General features: G+C 58.5%; 23 protein-coding genes. 12 read left to right on the plus strand and 11 right to left on the minus strand.

Annotation, left to right across the window (positions count from 1 at the left end; all coding sequences use genetic code 11):
* Positions 1–29: 29 nt before the first annotated feature.
* A complete protein-coding gene (gene aceF / locus GFN93_RS14570; RefSeq protein WP_328594740.1) occupies positions 30–1,649 on the plus strand; it encodes a dihydrolipoyllysine-residue acetyltransferase in 1,620 nt (539 codons plus the stop codon).
* Positions 1,650–1,717: 68 nt separating this feature from the next.
* On the opposite strand, the gene GFN93_RS14575 is transcribed toward aceF, so the two are convergent.
* Positions 1,718–2,050, minus strand: a complete 333-nt coding sequence (locus GFN93_RS14575; protein WP_153502056.1) for a Spy/CpxP family protein refolding chaperone — start codon at positions 2,048–2,050, stop codon at positions 1,718–1,720.
* On the opposite strand from GFN93_RS14575, the gene GFN93_RS14580 reads away from it, so the two are divergent.
* Positions 2,031–2,315: a hypothetical protein gene (locus GFN93_RS14580; protein ID WP_153502057.1), complete on the plus strand. Its 285-nt coding sequence runs from the start codon at positions 2,031–2,033 to the stop codon at positions 2,313–2,315. The genes GFN93_RS14575 and GFN93_RS14580 overlap by 20 nt on opposite strands.
* A 7-nt stretch (positions 2,316–2,322) precedes the next feature.
* Here the strand turns inward: GFN93_RS14580 and GFN93_RS14585 are convergent, their stop codons facing one another.
* The 9 genes from GFN93_RS14585 to GFN93_RS14625 all read right to left on the minus strand — a co-directional run bounded on the left by GFN93_RS14585 (position 2,323) and on the right by GFN93_RS14625 (position 12,273).
* Entirely contained in the window at positions 2,323–2,994 is a 672-nt protein-coding gene (locus GFN93_RS14585; RefSeq protein ID WP_153502058.1) for a response regulator, read from the minus strand.
* On the minus strand, positions 2,991–4,343 hold the full coding sequence (locus tag GFN93_RS14590) for an ATP-binding protein (protein WP_153502059.1): 1,353 nt from the start codon (positions 4,341–4,343) through the stop codon (positions 2,991–2,993). Before GFN93_RS14590 ends, GFN93_RS14585 begins: the two co-directional genes overlap by 4 nt.
* Positions 4,344–4,518: 175 nt before the next feature.
* Positions 4,519–5,076 (minus strand): cob(I)yrinic acid a,c-diamide adenosyltransferase, encoded by a 558-nt coding sequence (locus tag GFN93_RS14595; RefSeq protein WP_153502060.1) that lies wholly within the window; start codon positions 5,074–5,076, stop codon positions 4,519–4,521.
* A 224-nt stretch (positions 5,077–5,300) separates the two neighbouring features.
* Positions 5,301–7,205, minus strand: coding sequence for a TonB-dependent receptor plug domain-containing protein (locus GFN93_RS14600; RefSeq protein ID WP_153502061.1), 1,905 nt, complete (start codon positions 7,203–7,205; stop codon positions 5,301–5,303).
* 204 nt (positions 7,206–7,409) lie between these two features.
* Positions 7,410–8,285 carry a ketopantoate reductase family protein gene (locus GFN93_RS14605; protein ID WP_153502062.1) on the minus strand — a complete coding sequence of 292 codons (876 nt, stop codon included), beginning with the start codon at positions 8,283–8,285 and terminating at the stop codon, positions 7,410–7,412.
* A 94-nt stretch (positions 8,286–8,379) separates the two neighbouring features.
* Positions 8,380–9,330: a GGDEF domain-containing response regulator gene (locus GFN93_RS14610; protein WP_153502063.1), complete on the minus strand. Its 951-nt coding sequence runs from the start codon at positions 9,328–9,330 to the stop codon at positions 8,380–8,382.
* A gap of 82 nt (positions 9,331–9,412) precedes the next feature.
* On the minus strand, positions 9,413–10,957 hold the full coding sequence (locus GFN93_RS14615; protein ID WP_153502064.1) for an AmpG family muropeptide MFS transporter: 1,545 nt from the start codon (positions 10,955–10,957) through the stop codon (positions 9,413–9,415).
* A gap of 74 nt (positions 10,958–11,031) precedes the next feature.
* Positions 11,032–11,340, minus strand: coding sequence for an MGMT family protein (locus tag GFN93_RS14620; protein ID WP_153502065.1), 309 nt, complete (start codon positions 11,338–11,340; stop codon positions 11,032–11,034).
* A 171-nt stretch (positions 11,341–11,511) separates the two neighbouring features.
* Complete coding sequence (locus tag GFN93_RS14625) at positions 11,512–12,273, minus strand: SDR family oxidoreductase (protein ID WP_153502066.1); 762 nt, start codon at positions 12,271–12,273, stop codon at positions 11,512–11,514.
* A 137-nt stretch (positions 12,274–12,410) separates the two neighbouring features.
* Between GFN93_RS14625 and GFN93_RS14630 the strand changes: the two genes are divergently transcribed.
* From GFN93_RS14630 to rimI, 8 genes are all read left to right on the plus strand, one after another.
* The gene (locus GFN93_RS14630; protein ID WP_153502067.1) at positions 12,411–13,088 is read left to right on the plus strand and encodes a HugZ family pyridoxamine 5'-phosphate oxidase; all 678 of its coding nucleotides are present in this window, start codon (positions 12,411–12,413) and stop codon (positions 13,086–13,088) included.
* Positions 13,089–13,530: 442 nt separating this feature from the next.
* Complete coding sequence (gene groES / locus GFN93_RS14635) at positions 13,531–13,821, plus strand: co-chaperone GroES (RefSeq protein WP_153502068.1); 291 nt, start codon at positions 13,531–13,533, stop codon at positions 13,819–13,821.
* A 91-nt stretch (positions 13,822–13,912) separates the two neighbouring features.
* The gene (gene groL, locus GFN93_RS14640; protein ID WP_153502069.1) at positions 13,913–15,556 is read left to right on the plus strand and encodes a chaperonin GroEL; all 1,644 of its coding nucleotides are present in this window, start codon (positions 13,913–13,915) and stop codon (positions 15,554–15,556) included.
* Between the two features lie 259 nt (positions 15,557–15,815).
* On the plus strand, positions 15,816–16,418 hold the full coding sequence (gene rrtA / locus GFN93_RS14645; protein WP_153502070.1) for a rhombosortase: 603 nt from the start codon (positions 15,816–15,818) through the stop codon (positions 16,416–16,418).
* Complete coding sequence (locus tag GFN93_RS14650; protein ID WP_153502071.1) at positions 16,390–18,114, plus strand: DUF3592 domain-containing protein; 1,725 nt, start codon at positions 16,390–16,392, stop codon at positions 18,112–18,114. Before rrtA ends, GFN93_RS14650 begins: the two co-directional genes overlap by 29 nt.
* A gap of 71 nt (positions 18,115–18,185) precedes the next feature.
* Entirely contained in the window at positions 18,186–19,736 is a 1,551-nt protein-coding gene (locus GFN93_RS14655; RefSeq protein ID WP_153502072.1) for a 2-isopropylmalate synthase, read from the plus strand.
* Positions 19,737–19,830: 94 nt separating this feature from the next.
* Complete coding sequence (locus GFN93_RS14660) at positions 19,831–20,619, plus strand: hypothetical protein (protein ID WP_153502073.1); 789 nt, start codon at positions 19,831–19,833, stop codon at positions 20,617–20,619.
* Positions 20,612–21,094 (plus strand): ribosomal protein S18-alanine N-acetyltransferase, encoded by a 483-nt coding sequence (gene rimI / locus GFN93_RS14665; protein ID WP_328594795.1) that lies wholly within the window; start codon positions 20,612–20,614, stop codon positions 21,092–21,094. Before GFN93_RS14660 ends, rimI begins: the two co-directional genes overlap by 8 nt.
* A gap of 101 nt (positions 21,095–21,195) precedes the next feature.
* Here rimI and GFN93_RS14670 read toward each other — a convergent pair whose 3' ends face one another.
* Positions 21,196–21,612 (minus strand): hypothetical protein, encoded by a 417-nt coding sequence (locus GFN93_RS14670; RefSeq protein ID WP_153502074.1) that lies wholly within the window; start codon positions 21,610–21,612, stop codon positions 21,196–21,198.
* 159 nt (positions 21,613–21,771) lie between these two features.
* On the opposite strand from GFN93_RS14670, the gene GFN93_RS14675 reads away from it, so the two are divergent.
* Both GFN93_RS14675 and prfC read left to right on the plus strand, forming a co-directional pair.
* Complete coding sequence (locus GFN93_RS14675) at positions 21,772–22,107, plus strand: DUF2834 domain-containing protein (protein ID WP_153502075.1); 336 nt, start codon at positions 21,772–21,774, stop codon at positions 22,105–22,107.
* Positions 22,108–22,182: 75 nt separating this feature from the next.
* Positions 22,183–23,763: a peptide chain release factor 3 gene (gene prfC / locus GFN93_RS14680; RefSeq protein WP_153502076.1), complete on the plus strand. Its 1,581-nt coding sequence runs from the start codon at positions 22,183–22,185 to the stop codon at positions 23,761–23,763.
* Positions 23,764–23,951: the final 188 nt, after the last annotated feature.

Raw genomic sequence — 23,951 nt, forward strand, 5'->3', positions numbered from 1 at the left:
CAAGAGAATCTCACTAAAAGGAGACTGGTGTGAGTGAGAAGATTCAGGTTCCCGATGTGGGCAGCAGTGATCCTGTTGACGTCATCGAGATCAGCGTAAAGGTCGGCGACACCATCGCCGCGGAAGACACCATTGTGGTGCTGGAATCGGACAAGGCCACCGTGGAAGTGCCGGCGCCGAAAGCGGGCAAGGTCACTGCCATCAATGTGAAGGTGGGCGATCGCGTAAAAGAAGGCGATGACCTTCTGGAGGTTGAGGGCGATGCCGGTGCCACGGATAGCGCTCCGGTAGCTGAAGAGAAAACTGACGTTTCGGCGGTTACGGAAGCGGCATCCGAGCCAAAGATCGAGGCGGCTCCTGCCGTGTCAGCCAGCAGCGAAGGTGCCCGTACGGAAACCGTCTCTGTGCCGGATCTGGGTGACATCGAAGGCGCCGAGATCATCGAAGTCAGCGTGGCCCCCGGTGATGTGCTGGAAGCCGAGCAGGTAATTGCCGTTCTGGAATCAGACAAGGCCTCGCTGGAAATTCCGGCACCCATGGCGGGCATCGTGGAGACGGTGATCATCAAGGCCGGCGACAAGGTTAGCACCGGCGATGCTCTGTTGACCTTGAAAGTGTCTGGCGGTGATGCCGCCCATGCACCCGCTGCGCAGGATAAGCCTGCTCCAGCCAGGGCTGAAGCGGCGGCCAGCAAGCCCGAGCCTGAAGCGACACCGGCCCCGGCAGCAGTGAGTTCGCCAGGCAAGTCGGTACACGCCGGCCCTGCGGTGCGCAAGCTCGCCCGGGAAATGGGGGTGGACCTGGCTCAGGTCTCCGGGACTGGCCCGAAAGATCGGATTCTCAAGGAGGATGTGCATGCCTGGGTCAAGCAGCGTCTGGAGGTGCAGCCTGCTGCGGGGGGCGGAGGAGGTGGTCTGTCGCTGGATCTTCCGGATATCGATTACAGCCAGTTTGGCGATATCGAGCGCGAAGAGCTGAACAAGCTGCGTAAGGTGTCTGCCCAGAACCTGCACCGCTCCTGGTTGACCATTCCCCACGTGACCCAGCATGACAATGCTGACATTACCGATCTGGAAGCCTTCCGCAAGCAGCAAAACAAGGCGTTGGAGCGTGAGGGAATCAAGCTTACGATGCTGGCGTTTCTGGTGGCGGCCTGTGCCAAGGCGCTGAAGGAGTTTCCGCGTTTCAATTGCTCCCTGGAGAACAGCGGAGAAGCCCTGATCCACAAGCACTACATCAACATCGGCATTGCGGTGGATACTCCCAATGGCCTGGTGGTGCCTGTGATCAAGGATGCGGACAAGAAAAGCCTGAAAGAGATTGCCCGGGAAATGGGCGAGCTGGCGGAGAAAGCACGTAATCGCAAGCTGACCCCGGCGGACATGAAGGGCGGTACTTTTAGTATCTCGTCACTGGGTGGCATTGGCGGTACGGCATTTACGCCGATTGTGAACTGGCCGGAAGTGGCCATTCTCGGGGTGAGCCGTTCGGACATGCAGCCGGTGTGGGATGGCAAGCAGTTCGTGCCGCGTCTGACCCTGCCGCTGAGCCTGTCCTATGACCACCGTGTGATTGATGGCGCCGAAGCTGCCCGCTTTACCACTTACCTGAGCCAGTTGCTGTCAGATATGCGACGGGTCTTGCTGTAGCCCAGAGCGGATACTGGACACAAGAAGGCCGGCATGAGCCGGCTTTTTTGTGAGTATGGCGAGGGACGTTATTCGTTTTCTTCCTTCATTTTCTCTTTCCGTTTTTCCTTGCGCTCTTCCCTGCGCTCTTTGCGTTTTTCTTTCATTTCGGCCATTTTCTTCTGCTGCTCCGGCGTCAGGATGGCGTTGATCTTGCCCTGGGTTTCATCATGCAGCGCTTTCATTTTTTCGCCCTGCTCGGTAAAGATAGCCTTCATCTGTTCGCTTTGCTCTTCGCTCAGATCCAGTTTCTGGGCCATGTGCTCGACCATGCGCTCACCGCCTTTATGATCACCGCCGGGGCCGAAGGCAAAGGCGGAAGTGGCGAACACGGCGAGAAGAATGACGATGACTTTTTTCATGATGCTCTCCTTGGGGGATATCCGTGGGGCTGCGGCCCCTGTCTTTGATGTGACCAGTATTGCCGCAAAGAGTGCAAGGAATATGCAGGGAATGTGGAAAAGAAGAGCAGGAGCGAGCTTCGAGCTTTCAGCTGCGAGGAAAATCAAAACCAGCGCAACGTCTGATACGGCTGTAGGTGGCTGTGAGTTAGCTAAAAGACCAAGTTTCGAGTTACGAGAAGCGAGTTTCGAAAGGCAAAACGTCATGTTCTACAGGTTTTCGTAACTCGCCTTTATGGCGTTTCCAGCCGGTAGCCCACCCCGTAGACACTGCCGATCCAGTCATGGGCATCGTCGCTGTGTTCAGTGAGTTTCTTGCGCAGTTTGCGTATGTGGCTGTCGATGGTGCGGTCGGAAACCACGCGGTGGTCCTGGTAAATTTCATCCATCAATTGGTCGCGCGACCAGATCCGGCCTGGGTGCCTGGCCAGGGTTTGCATCAGGGCGAATTCGATGGCGGTCAGGCTGATATGCTGGCTGCCGATTCGGGCCTCGTAGCGCTCCGGGTCCAGCTCCAGGATTTGCCCTGCTGGTGCGGGCTCCGGGTGTGCCCTGCGTAGCACTGCCTTGACGCGGGCCACCACTTCCCGCGGACTGAACGGCTTGCAAATGTAGTCATCGGCGCCCAGTTCCAGTCCCAGTAGCCTGTCCACTTCATCCACTCTGGCGGTGATCATCAGGATCGGCAAGTTGCTGTGTTTGCGAATTGACTTGCACACCTCCATGCCATCGCCGTCAGGAAGCATCAGATCCAGCAGCATGGCATCGAAGCGGCCACTTTCTGCGAGGGTGATGGCGGCCTTGGCGCTGTCGGTCTGTTCGGTTTCGAAGTGTGCGTGGGCAAGGTAGTCCGCTACCAGCTGGGAGAGACGGGGCTCGTCTTCGACAATCAGAATGCGGCTCATGCGAACTCTCCCGGCAAGGTCAGGGTAATACGAACGCCTCCCAACGGGCTGTGCTCGGCCTTCAGTGTGCCGCCATGGGCCTCGGCGATGCGCAGGCAAATGGCCAGCCCGAGCCCTGCGCCACCGGTGCGACGGTTGCGAGAGCTTTCCACCCGGTAGAGATGATCAAACAGCAGCGGCAGGGCGGTATCGGGCACCCCGGGTGCACTGTCCTCCAGGGTCAGTTGCCACTGGTTGCCCTGCGGTTTCAGCTGGATTAGCACCTGACCCTCATCGTGGGTGTACTTCACGGTGTTCTGCAGCAGGTTGTCCAGTAACTGACGAATACGCACCGGGTCAATTGAGGCGATGGCCTCATCGGGGAGGTCTGCCGTGACCGTGAGATGGTGTTGCGCCAGAGCGTGCTGGTAGCTTTCCAGTACATCCGTGACAAGTCGTGCCAGATCCTGTTGCTGGAACTGGTAGCGCAGGTTGCCGCCATCAGCCAGGGCCAGGTCACGAAGGTCATCGATCAGGTGAGCCAGCTGAGTGGTTTCACTTTCCAGCGCCTTGATGGCCTCAAGGTGCAGCGGACGAATACCGTCGACGAGCGCTTCCAGTTCGCCCTTGAGAATGGCCACTGGCGTGCGCAGCTCATGGGCGATATCGGATAACCAGCGTTGCCGTGCCTGCTGGCCCTGTTCCAGTCGTTCCGAGAGCAGGTCTAGTTGGCGGCTCAGGGTGCCAAGCTCGTCTCTGCGGTGATCCTCCAGCCGGCTGACGTAATCGCCTTCCTGCAGCGTTTGGGCATGTTGTGTGAGGGCGAGGATCGGAGCCACCAGATGCCGTGCCAATAGCCAGGAAACCAGTAATGACAGGCCGACGCCCACCGCCAACATCCAGGCGACAAAGCCCTGCTGGCGATCCCTGAAACGGTCGGACAGCTTGTCGCGTATGGCATCCTGATTGGGATGGGTCAGATAGCCAACGATCCGCCCGTCCGCTTCAATCGCTATCTCGGTGCGCAGTTTAGGTGGGGCTGGCGGGCCCAGCAGAACCTGCTTGTTGTGATCCAGCAGTTGCAGGTGCCGCATTTCGCCACGTTGCCCCCGGCCAGCGTCCCCGTCTCCGGCTAATCGGTACAGCCTGCCTAGTCGACGCGGATCATTCAGCAGGAAGTCCCAGCTGTTGCCCTGTTGATACATGCTCCCAAGGTGTTCGGCCAGTCGCTCTACCTGCTCTTGCTGACGTTCATCCAGATAGGTGTCGAGGCTGCGGATAAAGGAAAGATAGTAAAAGCCGCTGGCCGCCACCGTGAGGACCAGAAAGGTGCCCAGAAAGATCAGAAAGAGTTTGTTGCGGATGCCCATGGCGACGCGTCAGCTGTTAGGTACCCCAGTGTACCTTGCCGCCAGAGGAGGGGGAGTATTTGCACAATGTTTTCATAAAGACTGAGTGTCGAGTGACGAGACGCGAGTGTCGACAGGCAAAAAATGATAACCGAAAGTGGCCGCTTGGCTGTTGATCTTCGTAACTCGCTCTCGGTCAGTTTTTCGGTTTCCACAGCGTTTCCGGGTGCTCATTACGCTGGTTGATCAATCGGGCCATGATGAACAGCAGATCGGAAAGGCGATTGACCAGCGCCAGGCTGACCGGGTTTACCGCGTCATCGTCCTCGCTGTGCAGGGTCACCATTTGGCGCTCTACCCGACGCGCAACAGTTCGGCAATGGTGGCACCAGGCGGCGGCGGCGTGGCCGCCGGGCAGGACAAACTCCTTCAGCGGAGGCAGCTCTGCATTCAGCGTATCGGCCTGGGCTTCCACCTCCACCAGATCGTGATCATCAATCACCACCCGACCAGGAATGGCCAGTTCGCCGCCGATATCAAAAAGGCGTTGCTGAAGCAGCCCCAGTAGCGAATCAAGATCTCCTTCAAGGCGGTGGGTGCGCAGGACCCCGAGCATACTGTTCAGCTCATCCAGTTCGCCCAGCGCGATAATGCGGGGATGGTTCTTGCTGACACGGGAGCCGTCCGCCAGGCCGGTATCGCCCTTGTCGCCAGTGCGGGTGATGACGCGGTTGATGCGCGTTTTGTCGGTCATGAATAGATCCTTCAGGGCATCTTGCTGCAGGAGCTTGCCTGCAAGCGATGGTAGTAAAGCAAGCAGGACGGGATAAACGCGAGTCACGAGTTTCGAGTTGCGAAAAGCCAGGGCAAAAAACTTCTGTCCGGGTTTTCGCTTTTGCTTTTCGAAACTCGCTTCTCGTCACTCGAAACAATTTTGCATGTGTATGTGCGTCGGGCCGCGTACCCGTAATCGGTTAATTAAAACTCGTAGCCGATGGCAACGCGGTAATGCCGCTCTGGCAACGGATAGAGTGTCGTGCCACCGGTCCCTGCACTGTAAACGCCGTAGTCCGCCACCAGATGGTTTTCCAGGTTGTAACCACCGGCGCGCAGGTAGGCGCCGCGGTAGCGGGCGGTCAGCTGCAGGTCGGTGCTGCGGTAATGATCCAGTTTGGTGTATTCGTTGGCCAGGTCGCTGTCATAGTGACGATCACCGAGATAACGATGGCTCAGCTGGGCAGACAGCCAGGGTAGCGCCTGCCAGTCGGCGCTCACACTCATGGTGTGCTCTGGCACCAGGGGCACATCATTGCCGCTGTACTGGCCACCATCGAAACGGGCCTGTTGAGCGCTGGCGTTGGCCGTCAGGGTCAGGTCCTTGTCCAGGCGCCAACGGGAATTGATGCTGATGCCCTTGTGAACGGTGGGATCATCCAGGTTGCGGTTGGTGAAGCTGGCGGGATCAAAGAGGATTTCATTCTCGATCTCGGCGCGCCACAGGGTCAGGGTGGAGTGCTGAATGCCTTCTGACCAGCTGGCGCCCAGGGTATAGGTGCGCCCGGTTTGCGGATCAATAGGTGGATTGAACGGGGTCAACTCGTCCAGATTGGCAATTCGAACGCTGCGCTGGGCACCGGCAAACAGGGCCAGGTTGCCCGTGAAGGTATAGCGCAGGCCACCCTCATACATTTCGCCGTCCTGCTCCTTGTTATCGCCTTCTCCGCTCAGGGTACTTTCCAGGCGGCGGGCACCGGCACTGACGGACAGCTTGGGCGTCACACTGACCAGATTGTGCAGGTACCAGGCTCGCTGATCCTGTTCCAGGTCCCGGTTGCCAAAGCTGGTGTCACTGACGTAGTCATACTTGTAGAGGTCAAAGCCCAGCGTCCAGTTGTGTACCGCGCCGCCAGTGGTGAGCTGTCCTTCCAGTTTTGGGGTCAGGCTGAAGGTATCAATCACCGTATCGCTGGTATAGCTGCCGGAAACAAAATCGAACTCCTGATGCTGGCGGCGGCGCGCGGCGTCCAGTGTCAACGCAGTGCGGTCGGAGACGTTGATGCGTAACCCGGGCATCAACCAGTAGCTGTTCTGATCCACATTGTCATCGGGGTTGTCGGTGCCTTCGGGATCGTTTCGGAATTGATTCTCCGTGGCAGTGACACTGCGTCCACCAGGTAGCCCGGTGTATTGCTCTTGCCCAGTGGCGGTGAAATAAGCCTGGAAGCCTTCGCCCTGATAGCGCAGATCCGCGAACAGATTCTTGTTACGGGTGCGATTGTTCTCCCGGTAGCCATCACTGCTCAGCGACTGGCCCGCCAGTGCGCCGCTCAGGTTCTCGCGGCCTGCGGTGGCATACAGCTGGCCGCCCTCGGTATTGAAACTGCCGGTGCTGGCTTCCACGCCCGCGCTGTTCTGGTAGCGCTGGCGAGTGATGATGTTGATAGTGCCGCCGGTGGCGCCATTCCCGTAAAGCGCGGCACCGGCGCCGGGCAAGATGTCGATGCGCTCGATGGCGGCCAAAGGAATGCCCGTGAGTTCCGGAGCGCCAAGGTCAATACCGGTCAGGCGGCGGCCGTTGAGCAGAATCAGGGTGTTCTGGTTACCCGTGCCGCCAAAGCCCAGCAGGTCCACACTGGCGCCGGCCCCGTTGATACCGTAAAGCTGGCTGCTTTGCAGCCCGGCGACGGAGTCCAGTACTTCGGTGAGGTCGCTGGCGGGCAGGCTGTCGATCATCTGTCGATCAATCACAATCGTGCCGGTGGGCAGCTCGCTGGCCAGCTGCAGGCCGGCGGCGCCACTGACCTTCACGGCCTGAATGTCGTTGCTGGCCACGATCTGGCCACTGATGAGCAGGCTGGCTGCCAAAACAAGATTACGTTGCATCGGTGTTCCACAACATTGATTAATGCCCGCTACGATGGCGAAAAACGCTCAGCAATTCCAGTGCATAGCGGTAAATCCATGACAAATATAAGGGGAAAGGACGAAGTGAAAGGTGAGCGTTGAGAGGTAACTGGTGGGGAGGGAAGCCTGGTTAGCGGTGCCTGAGCAGGGCCCGGAACCAGGACGCCATCTCTGATGGCGGCGTTATTTTGTCAGTAGCGCCACTATTCTGCGGTTATGCGGAGCGGGGATCCCCAGCCTGCCAGCCTGTTTTACCAACCAACCATTGATTGCCTCGATTTCGGTAATGGCGCCATGCTGCCAGTCCGCGCGCATGGAAGAGGTATTGCCTGCGGTAGCGCTAGCCACTGCCAGCACGCTGTTCAGTGAGTGGCCGGGCCAGCTGGGGTCAAGGGCCTGAAGAACGGCATCAGCCTCCGCACAAAGCTGTTCGGCCAACTGCCGCAGAGCGGGGTTGTCCACGATGTGACCATTGGGCACATCATGCAGCGCAGTCAGGGGATTGATCACCACGTTGGCCACCAGTTTTTTCCATTGCGGCGTATGGATATTTTCGCACCACTGCAAGTTGGGCCAGTGGGACTGTAGCTCTCTGAACCAGCCAGGTTCGTCAATCGGACCGCCCAGCCAGGTGGTGTTTTCCGCAACGATCTGGTGATGTGGGTGTTGGCCCTTTACCGCGCTGGTGGAGACAGCATCCACAATGGCCACCCCCATTGGCAGGAGCCCATCCAGCGCGCCGAGGCCGTTCTGGAAACGAACCACCAGACTGTCTGGGTGGATTCGGTGGGTAATGGGCGAAAGGGCAAATTGGCTATAGGGCGTTTTCACCGCGACGAGCAAGTGGTCGATGGGGCCGGTCAGGGCCTCCGGGGCCAGGACCGGGAGTGTGAAGGTCGTGCTATGCCCATCCGGCAGTTGCAGGATTTTTGTCAGGGACACGCCGTTCCCCGACTTGATAACGGTTACCGAGTGCCCCGCCTGCAGCAGGTGCCAGGCGGCCAGGGTGCCCATGTTGCCGGCGCCCAGTAAATACCAGTGGGGGAGTGGGGGTGTCATGACTGCATGGTATGACAGCGGATCTTGAAAGTCTGCCGTTGGGTCAGCGGCTGGCCGGGGTCTGACGCGTACAAGGCCGCAGTGATGTCCCGGGTCAGCCGTTGGCCACGGCAGCCACAATACGTTTCTCAGAAACGGATAACGTCAGCTCAGCGTTGGCTTTTTCAAACAGCTTTTCAGGCTCGATGGCGCCCTCGGAACAGGTTAGTGCCATGCTGACCTGCAGGCTGATGAAGCCGGCAGCGGTCTGGTAAGCACGGTGGTTTAGGGTTTCATACAGACGCCGGAAGCTGCCGGGATCGCAATGTTGAAGGTCTGGCTGCCAGGTAATCAGGCAGAACAGATCCGGCTGGATTCGGCACAGGGTGTCCATGGGGCGCACTGACTGGCGCAGTCGCCGGCTGAAAGCCAGCACCCCTTGCTGCATGACCTTCTGGCCACGTTGTTGCTGCAAGGACTCGAATTCTTCCAGACGCAACAGGATCAGGCAGGCGGCGCCGCCGCGTTTCTCTGCTTGCTTGAGGGCGTTTTGCAGTGAACGGTTGCTGTCCTGACGGTTGCCAAAGCCGGTGAGAGGGTCCACCAGGGCCTGTTTCTTGAGCTGACGGTTGAAGGTCAGCATGCGCTGGTAGTCGGCCTGAACCCGGTTATGGCGCTGGATGATTCGGTCGGCGGCCATGACGCGATGCTGCAGTTGCTCGGTCATGGAAGACTTTGAGACGAAGTCATCGACACCTTGATCGAAGGCTTGCTGCAGGGCATCCACCCCTTCCCGGGCCGTGAGCAGCAGCACATAGGTGTAGCGGTTACTGGCTTCGTCGTTTTGGCGAATGCGACGGGTCAATTCCAGCCCGTCCATGCCTGGCATGAGCCAGTCGGCCACCACCAGATCTGCAGGTTGCTGGGCCAGTTGACCCAGCGCGTCCTGAGCACTGTTGGCATGACGAATGTGGGTGTAACCGGCGGCAGCCAGGGTACGATTGACCACCGCCGCTGAGAAGCGGGCGTCATCGACGACCAGAATTTCCATTTCGGCAGAGTTCATTGGCGTTCTTGTTGTTTTTTGTAATCTGTGAACTATAGCCGGTTTTTTGTTGATTGAAAATTAGCCTAATACGAAGTGGGAATCATTCTTTAAAGGCCCCTTTGCGCTGGATCAGATAAATCAGTCCCAGCACGGGCACCCCCATCAGGCTGGCCAGCAGGAAGAAGCCAGGATAACCCAGGTTATCCACCATGCTGCCGGAGTAGCCACCGATGGTTTTCGGCAGCAGGGTCATCAGTGAGCTGAAGATGGCGTATTGCACAGCGGTGAAGGACACATTGGTTAGCTGGGACAGGAATGCCACAAAGGCGGCGCTGGCCAATCCTGCGCTGAGGTTGTCGGCCGAGATCACCACATAGAGGATGCGGATATCGTGGCCGGCCTGGGCCAGCCACAGGAACAGCAGGTTGGTGGCGACGGTCAGGATCGCACCAAGATACAGCACCTTGATCACGCCATGGCGAACAGCCAGCAGGCCGCCAAGGAAGCCGCCAGCGATGGTCATGAACAGGCCGAAGGTTTTGACCACGGCGGCAATCTCGGTCTTGGTAAAGCCCATGTCCTCAAAGAACACATTGGAAATCACGCCAAGAACAATGTCTGAGATCCGGTAAAACCCCACAAAAAGCAGTATCACCAGCGCCAGCCGGGTGCCGTAACGGCGAAAGAAGTCCCGCACGGGTTCGATGTAGCTCTCTTCCACCAGCTGCTGTTCATAGAGTGGAGTCAGTGCCATCAGTTTCACGACCATGAGGACCACCGCGATGGCAAGAGCCAATCGGCAAGACTCGACGATGAGGCCTGACAGGGGCGAGTTGTGGACGATATCGTTGAGTGCACTCCGTAACGCTGCAGCCTCTGGCCCAGTCACAATGTACATGGCCACGAAAGTCGTTATGCCGACCACAAAGATGCTCAGGAAGCGCAGGTATTGCCGGCTGTTGTACTGACTGGATGATGGTCTGGGGTTTTCCGGTTCGCGAATAATCAGCGTGGTGATAGCCCCCACCAGCATGGTCAGGGCCATCAAGGCGTAGGTGGTTTGCCAGGCGCTGTAGCTGTAGGCCTCGCTGGTGGAGCCCAGTTGGCTGGCCAGTACCAGTGATCCGGCCCCGGAGGTAAGCATGCCTATCCGGTACCCGGCGATGTAGGACGAAGACATCAGGGCCTGGAGCTCTACCCCGGCGGACTCGATACGGTAGGCATCAATCACAATATCCTGGGTAGCCGCGGTGAAGCCCAGCATCACTACGGTGAGTGCCATCAGGTTGAGGGCGCCGGGCTGGGTAGGATCGACCTGGGCAATGGTGAAGATCGATAGTGCGACGGCCAGTTGCGACACCAACAGCCAGGCTCGGCGCCGGCCCAGCAAGCGGGTCAGGCCCGGAACCGGAAGTCGATCAATCAGCGGTGCCCAGAGGAACTTGAACGAATAGGCCAGCGCGGCCCAGCTAAAGTAGGTGACGGTGGAGCGGTCCACACCGGCTTCACGCAGCCAGAGAGAAAGTGAGGAAAAAATCAGCAGTAACGGAATCCCGGCAGAAAACCCGTAAAAAAACATGGTGACGACACGGGGGTGCAGGAAGGCTTTCAACGACTGCTGCCAGCTGGAGGTTTGTGAGGGCATGGATGGATTAACAGGCTCTTCCGGTGGGCGAAGGAATCATCATAGACACTTTGTCTCCGGGGAGCGATGAGGGTTCAGTCGTTCCACGTCACAAAATAGGCTTTGGCCACTCGGCCGCCGGTGACCGGGACATTTTCATCCAGTAGTCGCTGAATTTGCACTTCACCTGTCGGAGTGCCGGCCAGGGCGATGTGCCCGTCCCCGCGGAGCACCCGGTGCCAGGGAAGACGGCTGCCCGTCGGCAGCTGACTCATCAGCCGGCCGACGAAGCGGGCATGGCGCGGAAAGCCGGCCTGTCTGGCCACCGCACCATAGCTGCTGACCTTGCCTGCCGGGATGGCGGCAACGATCTGGTAGACGGCGTCTCGGAATTCATCGTTCATAAGGGAAAGCTTTACGCCACAAGCGTCAAGCTGCAAGGGGAAATGCCTGATGCCGCCTGACGCAAAAAAAGGGCAGGCCCGAAGGCTTGCCCTTTATTGTCGCCAGCTGATCATGCAGGCGTGTTGCGTGTTGCGTGTTGCGTGTTGCGTCACGCATGGCGCATGCAGCGTTTAACGCAGGCCGCCATCCATATCGATGCATCGACCGGTGAAGTAGTCGGTCTCGAAGATGAAGGCCACGGAGCGCGCGATGTGCTCGGCTTCACCCAGACGACGCAGCGGGACCGCCTGCACCAGACGCTCGCGGGCTTCCGGCTTCATGGCGGCCAGCATGTCGGTGTTGATGGTACCCGGGGCCACGGCGCCGGTGCGGATGTTGTAACGGGCCAGTTCCTTCGCCCACACCTCAGCCATGGCTGCAACGGCGGACTTGGCGGCAGAGTAGTTGCTCTGGCCGAAACTGCCGTGACGGGCCAGGGAAGAAATGTTGACGATCACGCCTTCTTCGGTGCCCAGCTCCAGCATTTTGGCGGCGGCTTCACGGCCACACAGGAATACCCCGGTCAGGTTCACGTCGATCACGGCTTGCCATTGCTGCAGGCTCATCTTGCTCACTACTTCACCGTCCTTGAACTTCACCAGCAGGCCGTCACGGGTGATACCGGCATTGTTCACCAGACCGTGCAGAGCGCCGAAATCGTTGCCCACGTTGTTAAACAGGGCTTCAACGTCTTCTTCTTTCGCAACGTTGGCGATGTAGGCACGGGCGTCGCCACCGGCTTCCTTGCACGCGGCGACGGTGGCGTCGAGGTCTTCCTGGTTCAGGTCTACACAGGCGATGCGCGCACCCTTGCCGGCGAAGTAGGTGGCAATACCGCGGCCCAGGCCACGACCCGCACCGGTCACTACAATCACTTTCTGGTTCAGATCCATGGTGATTCCTTACACTGTCGGTTCTCGATGAGGGCGATTATGGTGGTCGACCCCGGCCAGACCAATGACCGGATTGCTCAGGCCCCCGGGAAAGCGGGGAAAAACGTCAGGAAAGCAGAACCAGCAAGGAATCGATAATGGATCAGATTGCGCAGGCCCGGGCCTTTGTCTATCAGCACAGTCATGCGGCACTGGCCACCGTGGATAGCAAGGGGCAGCCCCTCGCCACTGCAGTGAATGTGGTGCCGGATGGACAGGGGAGCCTGCTCATGCTGATGAGCGATCTGGCCGAGCATACCGTTAATATCCGTCATCACCCTGCGGTCTCCCTGATGTGGGTCGAGGAGGCACACAGCGACTGGCAGGCAGCACAGCGACTCTCCGTGACCGGAGAGCTTGAGCAGGTACCCGTGGAAGCTGGTGAGCGGTTTCTGCAGGTATTCCCACACATGCGTGACTACCTGCAGCTGGACTTCCACTTCTATGCCTTAAGGCCCTTAAAAGTGCGCTGGATCCCAGGGTTCGGCAAGGCCGCGTGGCTGGAGGGGGCAGCGCTGCTGCCGGCACATGGCTGGGATCTGGCCCGCGAGCAGGGCATGGTGGAACATATGAATGCGGACCACAGTGATGCCTGTGATCACTACCTGAGCCTGCTGGGTTGCCCCGGTGAAGGGGCGGTGATGCTGGCGGTGGATCCCTGGGGGAGCTGGCTGTTGCATGAAGGCAACCTGCACCGCCTGCCTTTCGCCAACCGTGCCGAGGATGCCGTTCAGGTCCGTGAAGCGCTGGTTGCTCTGGCGCGTACCCCCGTTTAGGCAGGGCCTGATTTACGGTGGGAGCCGGCCTGCCAGCGAAGTCTTTGCCAGGCTTTTCGGGTGCAGGCACGCTCCCACAGAAAGGCCTTCCATGGTGAGAAGCGAGGTACGAGTTTCGAGTTGCGAAGAGCAAAACACGGGTTTTGATTTAGATTTTCGAAACTCGAAACTCGTACCTCGCTGCTCTGTCAGGGGTGCCTGCGCGCGCCCACTGATATGCCTGCCCAGCGATTTTTTGCCCCCGCCCCCCTTGAATCCTCACCGGCAAGCCCCATTCCTGAGCCCGCAGACAGTCAAAGCGAAGCACGACTTGGCTGTTGACTGCGCTGTCATCATTACTATGATTAGCACTCGACTCATTAGAGTGCTAATTCGGACTGCCGAGCCTTGCCAGAGTGGTGGGCTCGGATGTCATCAGAACTAAACTGGGAGTTTAAGGAAAATGAACATCCGTCCTTTGCATGATCGCGTGCTGGTTCGCCGTGAAGAAGAAGAAACCAAGTCCGCTGGCGGTATTGTGCTGCCCGGTTCTGCCACCGAGAAGCCGTCCCGTGGTGAAGTGATCGCCGCCGGTAACGGCAAGATCACCGAAAACGGTGATGTGCGTCCGCTGGACGTGAAGAAGGGCGACAAGGTGATCTTCGGTCAGTACGCCGGCAACACCGTGAAGGTGGAAGGCGAAGAACTGCTGATCATGAGCGAATCCGAGATCCTGGCCGTCATCGAAGGTTAAGGGCTGAAGGCTAAGAACCTGATCGCTGGATCAAGAACACCACAATCACCCGGTAACGGGGATGTAAAAGATTTCGCAGAGGTAAAGAACAATGGCTAAAGAAGTACTGTTTCGTGATGAAGCCCGTGCCCGTATGGCCAAAGGCGTAAACATCCTGGCTGACGCGGTTAAAGTCACCCTGGGTCCGAAAGGCCGCAACGTGGTGCTGGAGAAATCCTTTGGTGCGCCCAACATCACCAAAGATGGTGTGTCTGTGGCGAAGGAAATCGAGCTGGAAGACAAGTTCGAAAACATGGGCGCCCAGATGGTAAAAGAAGTGGCGTCCAAGGCGAACGACGAAGCGGGTGACGGTACCACCACGGCCACCGTGCTGGCCCAGGCCATCGTGAATGAAGGCCTCAAGTCTGTTGCCGCTGGCATGAACCCCATGGATCTGAAGCGCGGTATCGACAAGGCAGTAACTGCCGTGGTGGAAGAGCTGAAGAAGCTGTCCACCCCGTGCGACAGCACCAAGAGCATCGAGCAGGTTGGCACCATCTCCGCCAACTCTGACAAGTCCGTCGGTGAAATCATCGCCCAGGCCATGGAAAAAGTGGGCCAGGAAGGTGTGATCACCGTTGAAGAAGGCCAGTCCCTGCAGAACGAGCTGGAAGTGGTTGAAGGGATGCAGTTCGATCGTGGCTACCTGAGCCCTTACTTCATCAACAACCAGGAAAAGATGCAGGTTGAGCTGGAATCTCCCTACATCCTGCTGGTGGACAAGAAGATCTCCAACATTCGCGAACTGCTGCCGGTTCTCGAGAACGTGGCCAAGCAGGGCAAGCCTCTGCTGATCATCGCTGAAGACATCGAAGGCGAAGCGCTTGCCACTCTGGTCGTGAACAACATGCGTGGCATTATCAAGTGTGCTGCGGTGAAGGCGCCGGGCTTTGGTGATCGTCGCAAGGCCATGCTGCAGGATATCGCTATCCTGACCGGTGGTACCGTGATCAGTGAAGAAGTGGGTCTGAGCCTGGAAAACGTATCCCTGGAAGACCTGGGTACGGCCAAGAAAGTGAACATCGACAAGGAAAATACCACCATTGTTGATGGCGCTGGCCAGCAGGCTGATATCGACGGCCGCGTTGAGCAGATTCGTCGTGAAATTGAAAACTCCTCTTCTGATTACGACAAAGAGAAGCTGCAAGAGCGTGTGGCCAAGCTGGCTGGCGGTGTTGCCGTAATCAAGATCGGTGCTGCCACCGAAGTGGAAATGAAAGAGAAGAAAGCCCGCGTCGACGATGCCCTGCACGCAACCCGTGCTGCGGTAGAAGAGGGTGTGGTACCGGGTGGTGGTGTGGCGCTGGTTCGTGCGCTGGCCAACATGGGTGACCTGCAGGGTGACAACGAAGAGCAGAACGCGGGTATCGCCATCGCGATCCGCGCCCTGCAGGCGCCGCTGCGCCAGATCGCCTTCAACGCGGGCGCTGAAGCGTCTGTTATCGTGCAGGAAGTTCGCAACGGTTCCGGTAACTACGGTTACAACGCGGCCACTGGTGAGTACGGCGACATGCTGGAAATGGGTATCCTGGATCCCGCCAAGGTAACCCGTACTGCGCTGCAGGCTGCGGCTTCCATCGCCGGCCTGATGATCACCACCGAAGCCATGGTGGCTGACAAGCCGGAAGAAAACGCCGGTGGCGCTCCAGATATGGGCGGCATGGGTGGCATGGGCGGTATGGGCGGCATGATGTAAATCAGCCGGTCATTCGACCCTTCGAAAAGCCCCGCCTTGTGCGGGGCTTTTTTGTTGGCCGCTCCGCGGCTGCTGGACGCATCACGCAACATGCAACACGCTAGAGGCCCTACAAGAAAGGAGCTGTGGGAGCGAAGAGGAGCAGTGTTGTTGCTGGCCCCATGCTTTTTAGCTTTGCACTTGCAACTTTGAACTGTCCTGGTTGCCTGTCCGGGTACTCCCTCCCCATAATGACCGACTCATTCGTATCGGACTCCCCATGCAACCCAGAGACAAAAAACTGCGTCCCCAATTTATTGCCTTTGCTGTGGTGCTGGCGGTGCTGGGTATTGAGCATCAGTTTTTGAACCCGTGGCTGGCGTTTGATCGGGCGGCTATCGAAGCGGGGCAGGTGTGGCGGGTTTTTACTTGCCACCTGGTCCACCTCAATAGCTGGCATCTGCTACTCAATTTGTCCGGTTTGGTGCTGTGCGGTTATTTTTTTGAAGATCTACTCGATCGATTTCGTTTCTGGGCATGGCTGATTTTCTGCGGACTCACGTCTGGGCTTGCGCTGTATTTTATCGATGGCCAGTTGATGCACTATGTGGGGCTGTCCGGGATTCTGCATGGCCTGCTGATTCTATGCCTGCTGCTGGGATGGCGGGGCAACCCGGTGCTGCACTCGGTGGTGCTGGCGGTGATTGTAGGGCGCATGATCAGTGAACACTTGCCCGGCTATGACGTGGACTATCTGCAAAACTGGATTAACGGGCGTGTATATGTAAATGCCCATCTTTACGGGGCCATTAGTGGTGTGGCCCTTTGGGGATTTATCAAAGGGGGAGAATGGTTTGTCGGTCAACGAGAGCAAACAGAATAAGAAAGGCGGGATTGGCGGTTACCTGTTTGGTGGTATTTTTCTGGCGGCCGGTCTGGCTGTCATGTTGTTTGTGGCGGTGATCCCGATTGCCAAATATATCGATTCCGGTAGCTGGGATCGCGTGCCGGCCACGGTGCTCAGCAGCAACCTCCATTCCCATCGCTCAGATGGTTCCACCACTTATAGCGTGAGCGGCACCTACCGCTATCGATATCGTGGTGTGGATTACACGAGTAGCCAGGTGAGTCAGTACAGTGGTTCCGACAACTTCGGCGACTACTGGCAGCAGCTCTATGGTCGTATTGATACAGCCCGTAGAAACAACCGTACGGTGAGCGCCTGGGTGAATCCGGATGCGCCCCATGAGGCTTATCTGGACCGCACCTTTCGCTGGGGCTCGGTGATCTTCGGTTTCACCTTTGGTGGCGTGTTTGCCCTGGTGGGCGGTGGTGTCATGTTGTTGATGCGACGTGGCAGTAAAGACGCGGCGCTGGTTTCCGAGACCGGCTTTTATTCCAGTCAGGAGAAGTCAGGCCATTGGTTTTTGGTGGGCTTTGGCGCCATTTTTATCCTGTTGCCATCGCCTGCCTATCTGGAGATCTGGAAAGAAGTCAGTCGGGGTGACTTTGCCATCCTGTTGGTGCTGCTGTTTCCGCTGGTGGGCGCGGGGATCGCTTTTGCGGGTTGGAAAATGCGCCAGAACTACCGGTTCTTCGGGCCGACCCCGCTCAAGATGGACCCGGAGCCAGGGCAGGCGGGTGGTCAAGTCGGCGGGCAGATCCATCTGGGCAGGCCTGTGCCAGACGACGCATCGCTGAGCGTTTGGCTCAGTTGTGTTCGCTTTTACTACAGCGGCTCAGGAAAGGACCGCAAGACCCGCGAAAGTATTCTCTGGCAAACGGAGCAGCGCGCCTACTGTGTACCGCGTCAGGCGGGCACGGATATCCAGTTCTGCTTCGATGCGCCGGCGGATCAGCCTGCCACACGCGAACGTGAGCGAAGTCTCTCCGGTCGGCAAGACTGGATCCGCTGGCGGGTGTCGCTGGAAGGGCAGTTGGAAGGACGGGAGTTGAAGCGCAGCTGGGAGATCCCGGTGGTGGCTGGCAGTGGCGCCAGCCGTTACCAATTGCCCGAGTCCCATTCGATGGCGGATCGTCGCGAGCGAGAGTTGCAAGCCGTGGAATCGGCCAGTGAACAAATTCGCGTCGAGCAGACCGGGCAAGGACTGTATCTGGAGAGTCGCCCCGGCAGGAATCTGGGCATGAAACTGGGGATGCTGCTGTTTGGGGGCATCTTCGCCGGTGTCGGTACCGGCTTGTTTATCGCTGCCGCTTCCGAAGGGGTGATGCTCTATTTCATGGGGAGTATTTTCGGACTGATTGGTTACTTGATTGTCTTCAGCTCCGTCTACACCCTGGCCCGCGGGCTGCAGGTGTGGATCCGCGGCAGTGAGATCCGGGTGGTGCGCCGTTGGCTTGGGATTCCTCTCTATCGCAGGGAAGGGCGACTGCTGAGGGCGGAGCAGTTGGTGCTGAAATCAGGAATGAGCAGCACCAGCAATGGCCGGCAGACCGAGTATATGACCCTGCAGGTGGAGGCGGAGGGTAAAACCCTGCGCCTGGCAGAAGGCATCAAGGGCCGTGAAGTGGGCGAAGCATTGCGTGAGGCCGTGCTGCGAGCCCTGCGACTGGTGTAGAATTTCCACAACCCTTTGGCGGACATGATGTGCGCCCCGGCCGGATGGCCCAGATATTGCGAGAGACACCAATGAGCAAAGAACGCCTGATTATTTTTGATACCACCCTTCGTGATGGTGAGCAGAGCCCCGGTGCGACCATGGACCAGGACGAAAAACTGCGCATCGCCAAGGCCCTTGAGCGTATGAAGGTGGATGTCATCGAAGCCGGCTTTGCTATCGCCAGCCAGGGCGATTTCCTCTCGGTAAAGGCCATCGCCGATACGATCAGGGAATCCACCATCTGTTCTCTGGCCCGGGCCAAGGCGGGTGATATCGACCGGGCCGCAGAAGCCCTGGCGGGAGCGGAATCCGGACGAATCCATACCTTTATTGCCACCAGCCCCATCCATATGCAGCACAAGCTGCGCCTGGAGCCGGATCAGGTCATTGAGCACGCCGTGGCGGCAGTGAAGCACGCCCGTAATCACATGGGGGATGTGGAGTTTTCCTGTGAGGATGCCGGCCGCTCCGAGATCGACTTTCTGTGTCGCATCATCGAGGCCGTGATTGATGCCGGTGCGCGGACCATCAATATTCCTGACACCGTGGGTTACGCCATTCCCGAGCAGTTTGGCGACACCATCGCCCAGTTGCTGACCCGCATTCCCAATGCGGACAAGGCCGTCTTTTCTGTGCACTGTCACAACGACCTGGGGTTGGCGGTGGCCAACTCCCTGGCAGCGGTGCAGTCTGGTGCCCGTCAGGTGGAATGTACCATCAATGGTCTGGGTGAACGGGCGGGCAATGCCTCTCTGGAAGAGATCGTCATGGCGGTTCGCACCCGTCAGGATCTGTTCAATGTGGACACCGGTATCAACGCGCTGGAAATCGTGCCGACATCCAAAATGGTGTCGCAGATCACCGGATTCCCGGTGCAGCCCAACAAGGCCATCGTGGGTGCCAATGCCTTTGCCCATGAGTCCGGCATTCATCAGGACGGGGTGCTCAAGCATCGCGAAACCTACGAGATCATGTCCGCCGAAGATGTGGGCTGGCATACCAACCGCATGGTGCTGGGCAAGCACTCCGGCCGTGCCGCTTTCCGCGCCCGTCTGGATGAACTCGGCGTTACTTTCGCCTCTGAAGCGGCCATGAACGAGGCCTTCCAGCGCTTCAAGGATCTGGCGGACAAGAAGCACGAAGTGTTTGATGAAGACCTGCAGGCATTGGTCAGCGATACCAAGAAGGCGGCTGAAGACGAGCGTTTCAAGCTGGTATTGCTGGAAGCCACTGCACGCACCGGTGAAACTCCGGAAGCGCGCATTGTGCTGACCATTGATGGCAAGGAGCAGGAAGCAAAAGCGACCGGTGCTGGTCCTGTGGACGCGGCCTTCAAGGCGATTGAATCCATGGCAACCAGCAACAGCACGCTGCTGCTGTACTCGGTGAACGCGATCACGGCGGGCACTGACAGCCAGGGCGAAGTGACGGTTCGGCTGGAGAAAGGGGGGCGTATCGTCAATGGTCACGGTGCGGATACTGATATCATTACCGCCTCCGCCAAGGCTTATCTGAATGCCTTGAACCACTTTGCGGCGGGCCTGGAAAAGGCCCATCCGCAGGCGGCTGACGGAGTCTGATGACCATGGATGTTGGTGACAGCCCGGCAGCACAGAATCGAGAATGGCGCGCAGGCATGTGGCGTGATGCCCGCTGGCTGCTGCGGAGCGGCTGATGAATGAAGCCAGTCGGCAAAGTTACCTCAAGGCTTTGGGCCTGACGCCCTGGGTTGCCCGTGCGCCCTTGCCCGGAGCCGCTCCTTCGCCATGGCTGGACTGGGAAGAGGAGCAGGATCCTCCCGTTGCGCAGGCTCATGTGAGTGCCGGGGAGCCTGTCGGTTCTGTCCCGGCTGCGGAACAAACTCGCGCTGAGGGCAGTTCGCCTGCGGTTTCTCTCAAGGACAGCCTGGAGGCACCGAAACCGGCGCCTGTGCAACGGACTGAACCGGTCGAAACTTCAGCTGAAACGGGTATGCAACCTGCCCCCCAACCCCCTGAGTCAGTGGCGGCGAACGGTAACAGCGTGACCTTTACGCTGGAAGCACATCAGGGTAATGGCACCTGGCTGTTGTGTGCCCAGGAAGATACCCAGGCCCCGGGACTGGGGCGTTTCGAAGCGCCGCTCATGGCCAGCCTGCTGGCCGTGTTTCAAGGGCGTCCGGGGCGGCCACGGCGTTTCTTCTGTCCGCTGACCGATCAGCCCATGCAAGCGCAAGAGGCGGCTCAGGCGCTCTCTGCCTTTATCGCTGGATTGTGTGACCAGACCGGTGGCGAGCGGGTGTTGCTGGCCCTGCCGGAGTCCCTCAATGAGGCGCTATTCAATCAGCCTCGCTACCAGAGTTTTGACATCGGAGGGCAACGCGCGCTGGTGATCAGCGCGCTGAGTGAGATGCTGGCAGACCCGGCAACTCACAAGAAAGCCAGCTGGCAGGCCATGCAGGAACACGGCTTTGACGGTGTCTGAGACCGTGTTCGGGCCTGAATCCATTCGGGCCATGGAACTGGAAGACCTGGACGCGGTGCAGGCCATTGAAGATGCGGCCCAGCTTACCCCCTGGAGCACCAGCCACTTCCGTGACTGCCTCAACAATGCCAACTACCTGTGCCAGGTTGTCGTTGGTCATGATGATGAACCCGTTGCCTTCCTGATTCTCTCCCGCATTCTGGATGAAACCCATGTGCTCAACGTGGCTGTCGCGCCCGCCCGGCAGCGCCGCGGCATTGCCCGGATGATGTTGGTAAAAGCCATGGATGACGCCCGCCAGGACGCCATGACGGTGATGTATCTGGAAGTGCGGGAAAGCAATGCCGGTGCCCAGACACTGTACCGGCAGCTAGGTTTTGAAGTGTGTGGCGTGCGAAAGAATTATTATCGCAAGGGCGATGGGCACGAGAATGCGGTATTGATGCAGTGCCTGCTGTCCGGCGGGCATAAATAGAGTTTCGAGTTACGAGTTACGAGTATCGAGTAGCGAGTAGCGAGTAGCGAGTTTCGAAAACAGAACAGTGCTATTTTTTGCCTTTCGCGACTCGCGACTATCTATTCCACCGGCATCCAGCCCTGTTCAGAGTCCCGGAAAGTCAGTACGCGCTGCTCATCAAACGTGTCACCCTTGTCGAAGTTGCCATATTCCACCCGCAGGGCACTCAGCGTCATGATCATGGCGAAGCGATCCATGCCGGACAGGTTCTCGTCCCCTTTGACCTGTGCCGCGTAGTCGGAGAGCGAGGCGGTGGCTTTGAGCTGGTAGCTTACTTCGATGGTGTAGCGCCCATCGTTGTCCTGATAACCATTGAGTTTTTCCACGCTGTTGATGTTCAGCAGCTCGGCCAGATGCGCATTCTCCAGTTCTGCCTGAAGCACCTTGCGGGCATCCCTTTCCCCCGGGGCCTGGCTGCAGGCCACCATGAACAGGCTGATGATAAGGAGGGAGGTAATGCGAGCAAACTGGACCATGGGAGATATCCGTCGGTAAAAGAGCTTTCACTCTATCACCGTGAACAGATGCGCCCAATGCCGTTTTGGCATCCTTTGTTAATGGTGCGTAAAAGCTGGACACTCCCCTGCAAATTTCCAACCATAGGGCTCTCAATGGAATGACCGATGGAGACCGGCATGTCTGAATCCTTGTTTCGCCGCTTACTGGTGCTGGTGGCACTCATTTTCTGTGTTGCTCTGGCTGTGCTGGCCGGGCCACCGTTGCTGGAGAACCCGGACATCCTCGGCGCCTTTGCCGCAGGCTTTGCCAACCCCTATGCGGCTGGTTATTCCACCGACGTGATCCTGTGTTGGGTGATCCTGGCCATTTGGGTGATGTTCGAGCGCCAGCAGTATCGCATCCGTGGCGGCTGGTTGGCCCTGTTGCTGGGGCTGTTCCCCGGTGTTGCGGTGGGTTTTGCCCTGTATCTGTTGATGCGCCAGCGCCAGCTCAAGGGCTCCGGGCTGGTCTGACCGGGGAGGGGTCAAAGCCACCGCCAACACTGGTATACTCGCGCCCTCGAAATCTCCAGTCAGAGTAGCTGTTTCATGAGTCTGCAAGATCAGGTGGCCAAGCGCCGCACTTTTGCGATTATTTCGCACCCGGATGCCGGTAAGACCACCATTACCGAAAAACTGCTGCTGTACGGAAACCTGATCCAGAGCGCAGGTACTGTGAAAGGCAAGAAGTCCGGCAAGCACGCCACCTCTGACTGGATGGAGATGGAGAAGGAGCGGGGCATCTCGGTGACCACCTCGGTGATGCAGTTCCCTTACAAGGGCGCCACCGTCAACCTGTTGGACACCCCCGGCCACGCTGATTTCTCTGAAGATACCTACCGTACTCTCACTGCAGTGGACTCCGCGTTGATGGTGATTGATGCGGCCAAAGGGGTAGAGGAGCGGACCGTCAAGCTGATGGAGGTCTGTCGGCTGCGTGATACCCCCATTCTGACGTTCATCAACAAGCTCGACCGGGATGTCCGTGATGGTATTGAGGTGCTCGATGAAATCGAGGACGTGCTCAATATCGAATGTGCCCCGATTACGTGGCCCATTGGTATGGGCAAGACCTTCAAGGGGGTCTACAACCTGTTGCGTGATACCACCGTGCTCTACAAGACCGGTCAAGGCCATACGGTACAAGACGTCCGTGAGATCAAGGGGCTCAATAACCCTGAACTGGATGAAGCCGTAGGGGCGGACTACGCACAGGAGCTGCGTGACACCCTGGAGCTGGTGCAGGGCGCCAGCCATGAGTTCGATCTTGAGCGTTTCCTGGCTGGCAAGTTGACGCCGGTGTTCTTCGGTACCGCACTGGGTAACTTCGGTGTGGACCACATGCTGGATGGTCTGGTGGAGTGGGCACCAGCACCGCAGCCCCGTGATGCCACGTCACGTATTGTGGCGGCGAACGAGCCCAAGATGACCGGCTTCGTGTTCAAGATCCAGGCCAACATGGATCCCAAGCATCGCGACCGGGTGGCCTTTATGCGCATCTGTTCCGGCAAGTACCAGAAGGGTATCAAGCTCAAGCAGGTGCGCACGGGCAAGGATGTGCGCATTGCCGATGCCCTGACCTTCCTGGCCGGTGAGCGTGACAATGTGGAAGAGGCGTTTTCCGGTGACATCATCGGTTTGCACAATCACGGCACCATCCAGATTGGTGACACCTTTACGGAAGGGGAAGAGCTGAACTTTACCGGCATTCCCCACTTCGCCCCGGAACTGTTCCAGCGCGTGGTGCTTAATGACCCGCTTAAAAGCAAGCAGCTGCACAAGGGGCTGACTCAGCTGGCGGAAGAGGGCGCTACCCAGGTGTTCTTCCCGCTGCGCAACAACGATGTGATTCTGGGTGCGGTGGGTACCCTGCAGTTTGATGTGGTCGCCGCGCGACTCAAAGGCGAGTACGGTGTGGACTGTCGCTACGAACCGGTGAGTGTTGCCACGGCTCGCTGGGTCGAGGCAAAGGATGATCGTGAGATGGCCGCCTTTGAGCGCAAGGCCCACGATAATCTGGCCCGTGACGGGGCCGGACACCTGACCTACCTGGCGCCCACCCGGGTCAACCTGCAGCTGGCACAGGAACGTCATCCGGATATTCAGTTCCGGGAGACGCGGGAAATCTGACCGGCAGTTAATAGTTAATAGTGAAAATCGGTCCTGCCAGACGCCCACTCGCATGGCGGTGATGTCAGTTGCGAGTTACGCGTTTCGAGGAGCGAAAATCAAAAACACCTTGTCCCTGTGACGGGTGTCGGTTTTGCTCTTCGAAACTCGAAACTCGAAACTCGAAACTCGAAACTCGAAACTCGAAA

The organism is Alcanivorax sediminis, from assembly GCF_009601165.1.
Classification (GTDB): Bacteria; Pseudomonadota; Gammaproteobacteria; order Pseudomonadales; family Alcanivoracaceae; genus Alcanivorax; species Alcanivorax sediminis.

Excerpts from the sequence above, each read along its gene's own strand:
- GFN93_RS14580 (WP_153502057.1), top strand. The coding sequence starts at position 2,031 with ATGACGATGACTTTTTTCATGATGCTCTCCTTGGGGGATATCCGTGGG.
- GFN93_RS14575 (WP_153502056.1), bottom strand. The coding sequence starts at position 2,050 with ATGAAAAAAGTCATCGTCATTCTTCTCGCCGTGTTCGCCACTTCCGCC.
- GFN93_RS14585 (WP_153502058.1), bottom strand. The coding sequence starts at position 2,994 with ATGAGCCGCATTCTGATTGTCGAAGACGAGCCCCGTCTCTCCCAGCTG.
- GFN93_RS14590 (WP_153502059.1), bottom strand. The coding sequence starts at position 4,343 with ATGGGCATCCGCAACAAACTCTTTCTGATCTTTCTGGGCACCTTTCTG.
- GFN93_RS14595 (WP_153502060.1), bottom strand. The coding sequence starts at position 5,076 with ATGACCGACAAAACGCGCATCAACCGCGTCATCACCCGCACTGGCGAC.
- GFN93_RS14600 (WP_153502061.1), bottom strand. The coding sequence starts at position 7,205 with ATGCAACGTAATCTTGTTTTGGCAGCCAGCCTGCTCATCAGTGGCCAG.
- GFN93_RS14605 (WP_153502062.1), bottom strand. The coding sequence starts at position 8,285 with ATGACACCCCCACTCCCCCACTGGTATTTACTGGGCGCCGGCAACATG.
- GFN93_RS14610 (WP_153502063.1), bottom strand. The coding sequence starts at position 9,330 with ATGAACTCTGCCGAAATGGAAATTCTGGTCGTCGATGACGCCCGCTTC.
- GFN93_RS14615 (WP_153502064.1), bottom strand. The coding sequence starts at position 10,957 with ATGCCCTCACAAACCTCCAGCTGGCAGCAGTCGTTGAAAGCCTTCCTG.
- GFN93_RS14620 (WP_153502065.1), bottom strand. The coding sequence starts at position 11,340 with ATGAACGATGAATTCCGAGACGCCGTCTACCAGATCGTTGCCGCCATC.
- GFN93_RS14625 (WP_153502066.1), bottom strand. The coding sequence starts at position 12,273 with ATGGATCTGAACCAGAAAGTGATTGTAGTGACCGGTGCGGGTCGTGGC.
- GFN93_RS14630 (WP_153502067.1), top strand. The coding sequence starts at position 12,411 with ATGGATCAGATTGCGCAGGCCCGGGCCTTTGTCTATCAGCACAGTCAT.
- groES (WP_153502068.1), top strand. The coding sequence starts at position 13,531 with ATGAACATCCGTCCTTTGCATGATCGCGTGCTGGTTCGCCGTGAAGAA.
- groL (WP_153502069.1), top strand. The coding sequence starts at position 13,913 with ATGGCTAAAGAAGTACTGTTTCGTGATGAAGCCCGTGCCCGTATGGCC.
- rrtA (WP_153502070.1), top strand. The coding sequence starts at position 15,816 with ATGCAACCCAGAGACAAAAAACTGCGTCCCCAATTTATTGCCTTTGCT.
- GFN93_RS14655 (WP_153502072.1), top strand. The coding sequence starts at position 18,186 with ATGAGCAAAGAACGCCTGATTATTTTTGATACCACCCTTCGTGATGGT.
- GFN93_RS14660 (WP_153502073.1), top strand. The coding sequence starts at position 19,831 with ATGAATGAAGCCAGTCGGCAAAGTTACCTCAAGGCTTTGGGCCTGACG.
- GFN93_RS14670 (WP_153502074.1), bottom strand. The coding sequence starts at position 21,612 with ATGGTCCAGTTTGCTCGCATTACCTCCCTCCTTATCATCAGCCTGTTC.
- GFN93_RS14675 (WP_153502075.1), top strand. The coding sequence starts at position 21,772 with ATGTCTGAATCCTTGTTTCGCCGCTTACTGGTGCTGGTGGCACTCATT.
- prfC (WP_153502076.1), top strand. The coding sequence starts at position 22,183 with ATGAGTCTGCAAGATCAGGTGGCCAAGCGCCGCACTTTTGCGATTATT.